Annotated in this window: 11 protein-coding genes; 5 read left to right on the forward strand and 6 right to left on the reverse strand. The window is 63.7% G+C overall.

Annotated features, from left to right (window positions below):
* Positions 1–191: 191 nt before the first annotated feature.
* The 3 genes from BVH06_RS10830 to BVH06_RS10840 all read right to left on the reverse strand — a co-directional run bounded on the left by BVH06_RS10830 (position 192) and on the right by BVH06_RS10840 (position 3,441).
* Positions 192–947 (reverse strand): DeoR/GlpR family transcriptional regulator, encoded by a 756-nt coding sequence (locus BVH06_RS10830; RefSeq protein WP_075931202.1) that lies wholly within the window; start codon positions 945–947, stop codon positions 192–194.
* A gap of 81 nt (positions 948–1,028) precedes the next feature.
* Positions 1,029–2,525, reverse strand: coding sequence for a glycerol kinase GlpK (glpK, locus tag BVH06_RS10835; protein ID WP_075934089.1), 1,497 nt, complete (start codon positions 2,523–2,525; stop codon positions 1,029–1,031).
* Between the two features lie 67 nt (positions 2,526–2,592).
* The gene (locus tag BVH06_RS10840; RefSeq protein WP_075931200.1) at positions 2,593–3,441 is read right to left on the reverse strand and encodes an MIP/aquaporin family protein; all 849 of its coding nucleotides are present in this window, start codon (positions 3,439–3,441) and stop codon (positions 2,593–2,595) included.
* Between the two features lie 333 nt (positions 3,442–3,774).
* On the opposite strand from BVH06_RS10840, the gene ybaK reads away from it, so the two are divergent.
* The 3 genes from ybaK to BVH06_RS10855 all read left to right on the forward strand — a co-directional run bounded on the left by ybaK (position 3,775) and on the right by BVH06_RS10855 (position 6,069).
* A complete protein-coding gene (ybaK, locus tag BVH06_RS10845; RefSeq protein ID WP_075931199.1) occupies positions 3,775–4,242 on the forward strand; it encodes a Cys-tRNA(Pro) deacylase in 468 nt (155 codons plus the stop codon).
* 220 nt (positions 4,243–4,462) lie between these two features.
* Positions 4,463–5,194, forward strand: a complete 732-nt coding sequence (locus BVH06_RS10850; protein ID WP_256575167.1) for an ABC transporter substrate-binding protein — start codon at positions 4,463–4,465, stop codon at positions 5,192–5,194.
* A gap of 95 nt (positions 5,195–5,289) precedes the next feature.
* Positions 5,290–6,069 (forward strand): PhzF family phenazine biosynthesis protein, encoded by a 780-nt coding sequence (locus tag BVH06_RS10855; RefSeq protein WP_075931197.1) that lies wholly within the window; start codon positions 5,290–5,292, stop codon positions 6,067–6,069.
* Here the strand turns inward: BVH06_RS10855 and BVH06_RS10860 are convergent.
* Both BVH06_RS10860 and argF read right to left on the reverse strand, forming a co-directional pair.
* Positions 6,066–7,151, reverse strand: coding sequence for an ABC transporter ATP-binding protein (locus BVH06_RS10860; protein ID WP_075934091.1), 1,086 nt, complete (start codon positions 7,149–7,151; stop codon positions 6,066–6,068). The two genes, BVH06_RS10855 and BVH06_RS10860, sit on opposite strands and share 4 nt — an antisense overlap.
* Complete coding sequence (argF, locus tag BVH06_RS10865; protein WP_075931195.1) at positions 7,148–8,068, reverse strand: ornithine carbamoyltransferase; 921 nt, start codon at positions 8,066–8,068, stop codon at positions 7,148–7,150. Before argF ends, BVH06_RS10860 begins: the two co-directional genes overlap by 4 nt.
* Before the next feature lie 288 nt (positions 8,069–8,356).
* On the opposite strand from argF, the gene BVH06_RS10870 reads away from it, so the two are divergent.
* Positions 8,357–10,465, forward strand: a complete 2,109-nt coding sequence (locus tag BVH06_RS10870; protein ID WP_075934092.1) for a molybdopterin oxidoreductase family protein — start codon at positions 8,357–8,359, stop codon at positions 10,463–10,465.
* A gap of 111 nt (positions 10,466–10,576) precedes the next feature.
* The gene (gene grxD / locus BVH06_RS10875) at positions 10,577–10,903 is read left to right on the forward strand and encodes a Grx4 family monothiol glutaredoxin (RefSeq protein ID WP_070886621.1); all 327 of its coding nucleotides are present in this window, start codon (positions 10,577–10,579) and stop codon (positions 10,901–10,903) included.
* 208 nt (positions 10,904–11,111) lie between these two features.
* Here the strand turns inward: grxD and tsaA are convergent, their stop codons facing one another.
* Complete coding sequence (gene tsaA / locus BVH06_RS10880; RefSeq protein WP_075934093.1) at positions 11,112–11,804, reverse strand: tRNA (N6-threonylcarbamoyladenosine(37)-N6)-methyltransferase TrmO; 693 nt, start codon at positions 11,802–11,804, stop codon at positions 11,112–11,114.
* Positions 11,805–11,809: the final 5 nt, after the last annotated feature.

Consider the following 11,809-nt stretch of genomic DNA (forward strand, 5'->3'; position numbering starts at 1 on the left):
CGCATGATTAGAGGCGCATCCAGTGGTGTTCGATCAAAAAACGCCCTGGAATGCGCTGGAATGAAAATTCACGAACATAATTAGGATGCTCGGGGGCCTGGAAGGTTCGCCCGATGTTCGAATAGGAATAAAAAATGACACGCACCCGAGCCCTGGGCGTGTTGCCCGGGGCTCGGGTGGAGAGGAGGGGGTCAGACGACTTCGAGGCGAATCTTGTGTTGGTCGAGCAATTGGCAAAGGCCGGCGACTGGCTGCTGGTCGGTTACCAGGCAGTCGATCAGGCTGATCGGGCCCAGGCGGATCATCGCATTGCGGCCGAACTTGCTGGAGTCGGCGGCGAGAATCACCTTGCGGGCGTTGGCGATGATCGCCTGGGAAACCCGCACTTCCTGATAATCGAAATCCAGCAGGCTGCCGTCTTCGTCGATGCCGCTGATACCGACCAGGGCGAAGTCGACCTTGAACTGGCTGATGAAGTCCACGCTCGCCTGGCCCACCAGGCCGCCGTCGCGGCGCACGTTGCCACCGGTGAGCAGCACGTCGAAGTCGTCCTTGGCGGCGAGCATCGAGGCGACGTTGAGGTTGTTGGTGATGATCTTCAGGTGGCTGTGGTTGAGCAGCGCGCGGGCGATTGCTTCGGTGGTGGTGCCGATGTTGATGAACAGCGAGGCATGATCGGGAATCTGTGCGGCAACCGCTTCACCGATGCGCTGTTTTTCCTGGCGCATCTGGTCGGCGCGCATCGCGTAGGCGGTGTTCTCGACGCTGGAGTCGTAGGCTGCGCCGCCATGGTAGCGGCGCAGCAGGTTGGCATCCGCCAGCTGATTGATATCGCGGCGGATGGTTTGCGGAGTAACGACGAACTGGGTGGCCAACTCCTCGATGCTGACGTAGCCGCGTTCGCGGATCAGATCGAGGATTTGCTGCTGGCGAGGGGGCAGATTCATTGAATGTCCTTCGGGCCGCACGGAATTGCACCATGATGCCGCACGAACCTGCTCACTGCCAGCGACAGCCGGGGCTGTGGCTCACTTCTGTTCTTCGTGGGGCTGCCAGTCGCGGGTGCGGCCCACGGCCTTTTTCCAGCCCTCGTAGAACTTCTCCTTGTCCGCATCGGCCAGTTGCGGCTCGAACTCGCGCTCGATCACCGCCTTGCCGCGCAGCTCGTCCAGGCTGCTCCAGAACCCGGTGGCCAGGCCTGCCAGGTAGGCCGCGCCCTGGGCCGTGGTCTCGCGCATTTCCGGGCGCTCCACATGAGTGCCGAGAATGTCGGCCTGGAACTGCATCAGGAAGTTGTTGGCCACCGCGCCGCCGTCCACGCGCAGGGACTTGAGGCGCTCGCCCGAGTCCTGCTGCATGGCGTCGAGCACGTCGCGGGTCTGGTAGGCGATGGATTCCAGGGCGGCGCGGATGATGTGGTCAATCTTCACGCCGCGAGTCAGGCCAAGCAGGCCACCGCGAGCGTAGGGATCCCAGTAGGGCGCGCCGAGGCCGGTGAAGGCTGGCACCAGGTATACGCCGTTGCTGTCCTTGACCTTGCCAGCGAAGTATTCGGTGTCGTAGGCGTCGTTGACCACCTTGAGCTCATCGCGCAGCCACTGGATGGTGGAGCCGGCGTTGAAGATCGCGCCTTCCAGCGCATAGGCCGGCTCGCCGCGCGGGCCGCAGGCAATGGTGGTGAGCATGCCGTGCTGGGAGTGGACCGCCTTGTTGCCGGTGTTCATCAGCAGGAAGCAGCCGGTACCGTAAGTGTTCTTGGCCTGGCCCGGCTCCACGCACATCTGACCGAACAGGGCGGCTTGCTGGTCGCCAGCGATACCGGCGATGGCGATACCGCTCTTGGTGTGGCCATAGACCTCGGATGAGGATTTGACCTCCGGCAGCATCTCGCGGGGAATATCCAGCGCCTCCAGCATCTTCGCATCCCACTCGCGAGTGTGGATGTTGAACAGCAGGGTGCGCGAGGCGTTGGTGTAGTCGGTGACGTGCACCTTGCCACCGGTGAACTTCCAGATCAGCCAGCTATCGATGGTGCCGAACAGCAGTTCACCCTTGCGGGCGCGCTCGCGGCTGCCTTCTACGTGGTCGAGAATCCACTTCAGCTTGGTGCCCGAGAAGTAGGGGTCGGTGACCAGGCCGGTAGTCTCCTTGATGTACGGCTCCAGGCCGTCGCGCTTGAGCTGCTGGCAGATCTCGGTGCTGCGGCGGCACTGCCAGACGACGGCGTTGTGGATCGGTCGACCGGTGTTCTTGTCCCACACCACGGTGGTTTCACGCTGGTTGGTGATGCCGATGGCAGCTACCTGATCATGGTGCAGGCCGGCCTGGGCCAGGGCCTCGACCATCACCGCGCTCTGGGTGGCGAAGATTTCCATGGGGTCATGTTCGACCCAGCCGCTTTGCGGGTAGTGCTGGGTGAACTCGCGCTGGGCGATGCATACCACGTTGGCGTCGCGGTCGAAAATGATCGCGCGGGAGCTGGTAGTACCCTGGTCGAGGGCAATGATGTAGTTCTTGTCGGTCATGTCGATTGCCTTGAGGTGAGCGAACGAAATGGGCGTGCGTTGCGAGCCGATCGGCACGCCGTTGAAATCAGGAAGCTTTGATGTCGCGGTCGGCGGCGCGTTCTGCCACCGGTGCTTCGACCGCGCTGGGCAGATGCCGCGCGACCAGGGTGCGATACGCCGCGGCGCCGATGCAGGCGCCCAGGATCGGCGCGAAGATCGGTACCAGGAAGTAGGGAATGTCGCGGCCGCCGGTCAGGGAAATCTCGCCCCAGCCCATGATGAAGGTCATCAGCTTTGGCCCGAAGTCGCGCGCCGGGTTCATCGCGAAGCCGGTCAAAGGGCCCATGGCGCTGCCGATCACGGCGATCAGCAGGCCGATCAGCAGCGGTGCCATGGGGCCGCGCGGCAGGCCATTGTTGTCATCGGTCAGGGACATGATCACGCCCATCAGAATCGCGGTGATCACCACTTCGACCATGAATGCCTGCCCGGTAGATAACACCGGATTGGGAAAGGTAGAGAACACCGAGGCCAATTCCAGGCTGGCCTGGGAGCCACGGATCATCTGATTGGCCTGTTCGAATTCGGTGAACAACCCGCTGTACAGCGTGTACACCAGTAGTGCACCACAGAATGCGCCGGCAATCTGGGCGAGGATGTAGAACGGCAGCTTGCGCTTTTCGAAACCGGCGAACAGCCAGAGTGCGATGCTCACCGCCGGATTGAGGTGCGCGCCGGACACGCCCGCGGTCAGGTAGATAGCCATGCTGACGCCTACGCCCCAGATGATGCTGATTTCCCACAGGCCGAAACTGGCGCCTGCGACCTTGAGGGCGGCAACGCAGCCGGTGCCGAAGAAGATCAGCAGGGCCGTGCCCAGAAACTCGGCCATACATTGGCCCGATAGCGAGGGTTGTTGTAGCGCGATAGTCATGGGGAAGCCTCATTTTTGTTGTTGTTGGCGCTGGTGTCAGGTACGGCGGCCCACTGCTGGATAGGGCGACCTTTGCACCACTGCCATCGGATAAGGGTCTCTGGATGTTCGTAATCGAAAAAAGTAGATGCGGTTTTAGCGCATTGTCAAAAATCGAACCGTATAAACGCTCCATATTTTCGATATCAATCGCGCGTACAGTTCAATAGGTCAGTTTGGCGAGTAATAGGTTCCGTTGTGAAACAAGTTTCCTTGGCGGCCGCAGATTGGCGCAGCGTTTCGCTGGCAGCAGCGCTAGAATCGGCACGTCGTCTTCCTGCAGTCGGAGCCTTCATGACACCCGCATTGAATCTCTTGAAGAAGGCTGGCGCTGTGCATCGAATTCACAGCTATGAACATGATCCCAAGGCGGCTTCATACGGGCTGGAAGCCGCCGAGAAGCTAGAGCTTGAGCCGGCTCAGGTGTTCAAGACGTTGCTGGCGGCCAGTGAAAAGGGTGAGCTGCTCGTGGCGGTGGTGCCGGTGGTTGGCAGCCTCGACCTCAAGGCCTTGGCACAGGCTGCCGGCGTGAAGAAAGTGGACATGGCGGCGGTCGATGCCGCGCAGCGCGCGACCGGCTACCTGGTCGGCGGCATCAGCCCTCTGGGCCAGAAGAAGCGCCTGCGTACCTTCATCGATGGCAGTGCGCGCGATTTCTCCACCGTTTACGTGAGCGCCGGGCGGCGTGGGCTGGAGGTCGAACTGAGCGCCGAGGTTCTGGCCGAGCATACCCAGGCACAGTTCGCCGATATCGGCCGCTGATCTGCTCGGGGCCATGGGCCGGAGTTTGACCACCGGCTGCGCAACAGGCTTGAAGCGCCGGCCAGAGACTGGCACTGTCGGCATCGTTGTCGCCTCTGCCTGCCAGGGCCGGCGCGATGTAACAAAGGACGTGGCGACACTGGCGCCGCATTGATAGCAGGAGGCTAGGCAAACGGTGAACGGTGTCGGTTGGGTGGCAAGAAGCCTGTTGGCGGCTGTGATGCTGAGCAGCGCCTGCGCCCGGGCGGAAACCCTGATCATGGAGGCCGACGTCTGGTGCCCGGTCAACTGCGCGCAGGACGCCGAGCGCCCCGGCATCTTCGTCGAGTTGGCCACGCAGATCTTCGCCGAGGCCGACATTGAGGTCGACTACCGCGTCACCAACTGGGCACGTGCCGTGCAGGACGTGCGCAGCGGGCGCGCCAACGCGCTGGTCGGTGCCGGCGTGCGCGACGCGCCGGACTTTCTCTTCGGCAAATCGGCGCCGGGTATTTCCCGCAACTGTTTCTACGCCCGGGCCGACAGCACCTGGCGTTATACCGGGCTGGATTCGCTCGCCAAGGTTCGCCTGGGGGTGATCAACGGCTACAGCTACGGCCAGGAACTGGACGACTACATCCGCCGCTACCAGAAGGAGCACGACCGGCTACAGCTTGCTGCCGGTGAGCAGGCGCTGGCACTCAACGTGCGCAAGGTCGAGCTGGGGCGCCTGGACGCGCTGCTGGAGAACACCTGGATCATGGCCATGTACCAAGACCAGCACGGCAATCACGATGATCTGGTCCAGGTTGGCTGTCGGGTGCCGGACGTGCCGATCTACATCGCCTTTTCCCCCGTGCTGTCCTCCAGTGCCCGCTATCGCGATATCTTCGACGAAGGCGTGCGGCGCTATCGGCAGGACGGTCGCCTCGACGCCCTGCTGCAACGCTACGGCATCCATACTCAGCCCTGATCGCGCTGTTGCGCCGTATTGGCGCCGCGCTGTATCGCAGCCAGGCGGCGCGATAGAGGCATGCTGAGCCATCCGTCATCTTCAAGGAAATTCCGATGTCCCTGCCGTTTCACCAGATCGACGCCTTCAGCGACAAGCCCTTTGCAGGCAACCCGGCGGTGGTTTATCGCCTTGACCGTTGGCTAGACGCTGCGTTGATGCAGCAGATCGCCGCCGAGCACAACCTGGCAGAAACCGCCTTCGTGGTCAAAGAGGGCGCGGCCTGGCGTATCCGCTGGTTCACGCCGACCACCGAAGTCCCACTGTGCGGGCACGCCACCTTGGCCAGCGCCCATGCCCTGTTCGAGTGCCATGGCGAGCCGGGTGAGCGCATCAATTTCAACTACGTGAATGGCAGCCTGTCGGTGCGCCGCGAGGGCGGTCGTCTGGTGCTGGATTTCCCGTGCAATGCGCCGACGCCAATCGCCGAGCCCGACGGCCTGGCGCAAATCCTCGGGCAGACGCCCGCTGCCGTGCTCGACGCCCCACAACTGCTGGTGGTGCTCGAGTCCGAAGCGGCCGTGCGCGCCTGCAACCCCGACTTACGGGCGTTGGCGCAGCTGCCCTGGCCGGCGGTGATCGTGACCGCGAGAGGCGAGGCGGTGGATTTCGTGTCACGCAACTTCGCGCCGGCGGTGGGCATCGACGAGGATCCGGTCACCGGCTCGGCGCACTGCATCCTCACGCCGTACTGGACGCAGCAACTGGGCAAGCCGGAACTGAGCGCCTACCAGGGCGGCGTCCGGGGTGGTTTCCTGTGGTGCCGCCTGAAGGGTGAGCGGGTAGAGATCGCTGGGCAGGCCCGGGTGGTGAGCAGCGGCCAGCTATATCTCTAATCCGCCCGTTCCAGCGTCGAGGGCGCCGCCACGCTGCCTGGCGCGGCGAAGGCCACCAGGTGGTCGGCGGCGATGCGGATGCCTACCTGCTCACCGGGCTGATGATCTGCATGGCTGGGGAACAGGGCCTCGAGCTGGCTGCCGGTGGGCAATTGCAGGCGATACAGGGTGGCTGCGCCGAGAAAGCTCTTGCCGACGATCTTGGCCTTCTGCGCGCTCTCGGGGTCGTGGACGATATCGTCCGGGCGCAGCAGCACATCCACCGCACTGCCGACTGGCCATGAATAGGCGCGGTTGCCACGAATCAGGCCCAGCTCGGTTTGCACCTCATCGGGCGCAAGCAACTGGCCGCGAATGAAGTAGCCCTGGCCGATGAAGCTGGCGACGAAGGGCGTCTGCGGCTCGTGGTAGAGGTTGAACGGTGTGTCCCATTGCTCCAGGTGCCCGGCCTTGAACACGCCCACCTGGTCGCTGACGGCGAAGGCTTCTTCCTGATCGTGGGTGACCAGAATCGCGCTGGTGCCACGGGCCTTGAGAATATCGCGCACCTCATGGCTCAGGCGCCGGCGCAGCTCGCCGTCGAGGTTGGAAAACGGCTCGTCGAGTAGCAGCAATTGCGGGTTGGTAGCCAGCGCGCGGGCCAGGGCGACGCGCTGCTGTTGCCCGCCAGACAGCTCGTTCGGGTGGCGCTTGCTCAGGTGGTCGAGCTTGACCAGCTCCAGCAATTCGCGGGTCACCTGCTCGCAGTCGGGCTGCTTGCGAATGCCGAAGGACACGTTCTGCGCCACGCTCAGGTGCGGGAACAGGGCGTAATCCTGAAACACCATGCCGATACGGCGCTTCTCGGGCGCCAGGGTGAAGCCTGGGCGGGAGATGACCTCGCCGGCCAGGGCGATTTCGCCTTCGAGCACTGGCTCGAAACCAGCGATGGCGCGCAGCGTGGTGGTCTTGCCGCAGCCGGATGGGCCGAGCAGGCAACCGATTTCCCCTGCGTTGAGGTGCAGGTTCAACTGCTGCACGATGCGCTGGTCACCGTAGCCGCAACCCAGATTGCGCAGGCTCAACAGCATCGGCTGGCTCATGCGTGGTGATACGCCGGTTCGACCAGGAATTCGAGCAGCGCTTTCTGCGCATGCAGGCGGTTCTCCGCTTGATCCCAGGCGGCCGAGCGTGGATCGTCGAGCAGGTCGACGCTGATTTCCTCGCCACGGTGCGCCGGCAGGCAATGCAGGAACAGTACGTTCTCATCGGCCGCGTCGAGCAGCGCGCGGTTCACCTGATAGGGCGCGAACAGCTTGTGGCGCTCGGCGATTTCCTCTTCCTGGCCCATGGAGGCCCACACATCGGTAGTTACCAGGTGCGCACCGGCTACGGCCTCGCGTGGGTCGCGGAAAATCTTCACGCGCTCACCGGCCTCGGCCAGCAGGGCGGCGCTCGGCTCGTAGCCTTCCGGGCAGGCGACATGCAGAGTGAAGTCGAACTGCATGGCCGCTTCTATATAGGAGTTGCACATGTTGTTGCCGTCGCCGATCCAGGCTGCGGTCTTGCCGACGATACTGCCGCGGTGCTCGTGGAAGGTCTGCATGTCGGCCAGCAGCTGGCAGGGGTGCAGATCGTCCGACAAACCGTTGATCACCGGCACGCGGGAGTTGGCGGCGAACTCGGTCAGGGTGCTATGGGCGAAGGTGCGGATCATGATCGCATCGAGCATGCGCGACATGACGATGGCCGAATCGGCGACCGGCTCGCCACGGCCTAGCTGGGTGTCGCGCGGCGACAGAAAGATGGCCTGGCCGCCGAGCTGGATCATGCCGGCTTCGAACGATACGCGGGTACGGGTCGAGGCTTTCTCGAAGATCATGCCCAGCACGCGATTGCGCAGGGGTTCGAAGAGCACGCCGCTGTTGCGCAAGCCTTTCAGCTCCATGCCGCGTCGGATCAGGCCCACCAGTTCATCCGGTGTGCAGTCCTTCAGCGAGAGAAAGTGTCTTGCGCTCATCGTTAACTACCTTTTGACATACAGGGCGCAGGTTGTTTTTTCGAGGAAAAACGGGAGAACCTGCGGCTGGGGGCCGCACAGTGCGACGAAACGGGAAGCCGCCGATCTTATAAGTAAATGACGCCTAGGCGCAAATTTGCCCGGATTGCCAGATGTGACGCGCCTTTCCGGCCTTTACGCCGGCCTGATGCATGGCCCTGATGGCCCGCGATTCACGGCATCGAAGCTGCTGGCAGGAGGCCGCGCCGGCGCCCATGATGGGCTCTCAAGAATAAAGTGAGGCTGGCCATGACCACGACCCTCCATCACCGTGCGTGCCACCTGTGCGAAGCCATTTGTGGGCTGACGCTGGAAGTCGAGCAGGTTGCCGATGGGCCGCCCCAGGTGCGCTCGATCAAGGGCGACCGCGACGATCCGTTCAGCCGCGGCCATATCTGCCCGAAGGCCGTGGCCCTGCAGGATATCCAGAATGACCCGGACCGCCTGCGCCAGCCCATGCGCCGTAGCGGCGATCGCTGGGAAGCCATCACTTGGCAGGAGGCCTTCGAGTTCGCGGCCAGCCGCCTGGCTGCCGTGCAGGCAGCCCATGGGCAGAACGCCGTGGCGGTCTACCAGGGCAACCCTAGCGTGCACAACTACGGACTGATGACCCATAGCAACTACTTCCTGGGCCTGCTGAAAACGCGCAATCGCTACTCGGCCACGTCGGTCGATCAGTTGCCCCATCACCTGACCTGCCACCTGATGTACGGCCACGGTTTTCTGATCCCCATCCCCGACATCGACCATACCGATTTCATGCTGATCCTGGGGGGCAACCCGTTGGCATCCAACGGCAGCCTGATGACCGTGCCGGATGTGGAGAAGCGCCTCAAGGCCATCCAGGCTCGTGGCGGCAAGCTGGTCGTGGTCGATCCGCGGCATACCGAAACCGCAGCCATCGCCGACCAGCATCTGTTCATTCGCCCTGGGCAGGATGCCGCCTTGTTGCTGGGCATGCTCAATACGCTGTTCGAGGAAAACCTCGGGCGTGTCAGTCATTTGCCAATCGCCGGGCTGGATGAGGTGCGCGGCGCGGTTGCCCCGTTCGGCGCTGACCGCATGGCCGCGCGCTGCGGTGTGCCGGCAGGAACGATCCGGCAACTGGCCCGTGACTTTGCCGCGGCCGAGCGCGCCGTTTGTTACGGGCGCATGGGGGTTTCGACCCAGGTATTCGGCACCCTGTGCCAATGGCTGGTGCAGGTGATCAATTTGGTGACCGGCAATCTGGATCGCGAGGGCGGGGCGCTTTGCACCGAGCCGGCGGTGGACCTGGTGGGGGCAACGTCCGGCGGGCACTTCGATCGTTGGCAGAGCCGCGTATCTGGCCTGCCGGAGTACGGCGGCGAGCTGCCGGTCAGCGCCCTGGCCGAGGAAATGCTCACCGACGGTGAGGGGCAGGTGCGGGCGCTGATCACCGTGGCGGGCAACCCGGTGCTCTCCACGCCCAACGGCCGCCAGCTGGAGCGCGGGCTCGAAGGGCTGGATTTCATGCTCAGCGTGGACCTGTACGTCAACGAAACCACTCGCTACGCCGACCTGATCCTGCCATCCACCGCGCCGCTGGAGCACGATCACTACGACACCACCTTCAACCTGTTCGCGGTGCGCAACGTCACCCGCTTCAACTCGGCCGTGCTACCCAAACCCGATGGCGCACTGGATGACTGGGAGATCTTCGTCGGCCTGGCGCAGGCCTTTGCCGCACAGACCGGCGCGACCCTCAAACCGACGCAGCCGCCAGCGCAGATGATCGACTTCGGCCTGCGGATGGGGCCGTACGGCGAGTGCTCGCCGCTCAACCTGTCGCTGCAGTCGCTGTTGGATCATCCCCATGGCCTGGATATCGGCCCGCTCAAGCCCAACTTGGCGGCGCGTCTGAAAACGCCTGACGGCCAGGTGCAGATCGCGCCGGCGTTGTTGCTGGAAGACTTGCAGCGTTTCGCGGCGCAGCCGGCATTGGTCGAGGGCCAACTGTTGCTGATCGGCCGCCGTCATGTACGCAGCAACAATTCCTGGATGCACAACTATCACCGGCTGGTGAAAGGCAAGCCGCGCCATCAGTTGCTGATGAACCCCCAGGATTTGGCGCAACGCGGGCTCAGCGATGGCCAGCGGGTCAGCGTGCGTTCGCGGGTCGGCATGCTGGAGGTCGAGGTACTTGGTAGCGCCGAGATGATGCCTGGGGTGGTCAGCCTGCCCCATGGCTGGGGCCATGGTCGCCCGGGCGTGCAGATGAGCATCGCCCAGGCGACGCCAGGGGCGAGCGCCAATGACCTGACGGATGAGCGTTTGCTCGATGCGCTGTCCGGCAATGCCGCGCTCAATGGCGTTCCCGTGGAGGTGGTGGCGGCCTGATCGCAGGGCACGATGCGCGTGCAGCATGGCTGAGCATTGCGCTCGGCTTTTGGTTACAATGCGCGCACCGTATCGACTCACGAGTCGGATAGTCCAGTTCTGAGGTGCCTAATGGATATCATCGAAACCATCAAAGAGCAGATCGCCAACAACACCGTTCTGCTGTACATGAAAGGCTCGCCGAATGCGCCGCAGTGCGGTTTCTCCGCTCGCGCCTCCCAGGCGCTGATGGGCTGCGGCGAGAAGTTCGCCTACGTCGACATCCTGCAGAACCCGGAAATCCGCGCCAACCTGCCCAAGTACGCCAACTGGCCGACTTTCCCGCAACTGTGGGTAGCCGGTGAGCTGGTCGGCGGCAGCGACATTCTGCTGGAAATGTACGAAAAGGGTGAGTTGCAGACCCTGATCAAGGATGCCGTGCAGAAAGCCGGCGCCTGATCGACTGACGAACGAGAGTCCGCAGCCAGCGATGGCTGCGGATTTTTTTCGTCTGCTAAAAAGAAGCGCTGGCCGTTGCCGCGGTTGTCTGCAGGATTTTCCTGGGTATCGCTTCGCTCAACGCCAGGCCACGGGGGTAGCCCGTGGTTGAGCGAAGCGATACCCGGGGCGGTCGTGCGGATATTTCAGGTGCGAGAGGCTCGGTGAGCTACTCCGCCTGCACATCCAGCACGCGAATACAGCCCGGCTGCGGGTAATGCCAGTGCACATCCACGTCCCACAAACGTACCCCGTAGCGGCGTTCCGGCGCAGGCTGCTGATAAGCCGGGCGCGGGTCCTGGGCCAGGCACTGTTCGATCAATTCCACCAGCGGCTCGCCCAGGCGCTGGGCGTGGTGTCGGGCGCTGGCCAGGGCGTCGTCCTGCCAGTGCACGGCAATCTGCGGCGGGGCATCGGTGGCGATCTGGTTATAGGCGCCAGGCACACCGTCGGCGTAAGGCACGTAGGGTTTGATGTCGAGCACCGGGGTGCCATCGAGCAGGTCGATGCCTGACAGCCACAGACGATCCTTGTCGACCTTGTCCACCTTCACCACCGATTGGCCGATGCCGTTGGGGCGGTGGGTCGCCCGGGTGGCGAACACGCCGATGGCGCGATTGCCGCCGAGGCGCGGCGGGCGCACTTTCAGGCGTGGCTTGTCTTCCAGCGCCTGGTGAAACAGGAACAGCAGCCACACATGGCTGACCTGCTCCAGGCCCTGAACGGCGTCGCCGCTGTCGAATGGCGGGCACAGCTCCAGCACGCCACGGGCAGCGGGCGCCAGTTGTGGCTGGCGGGGGATGGCGAACTTCTCCTTGAAACAGGAGCGCACGTAGCCAATGGGCGAAACCTGATGGTTCATGCTGC

Origin of the sequence: Pseudomonas sp. PA27(2017), assembly GCF_001945445.1 — a bacterium.
Taxonomy (GTDB): domain Bacteria; phylum Pseudomonadota; class Gammaproteobacteria; order Pseudomonadales; family Pseudomonadaceae; genus Aquipseudomonas.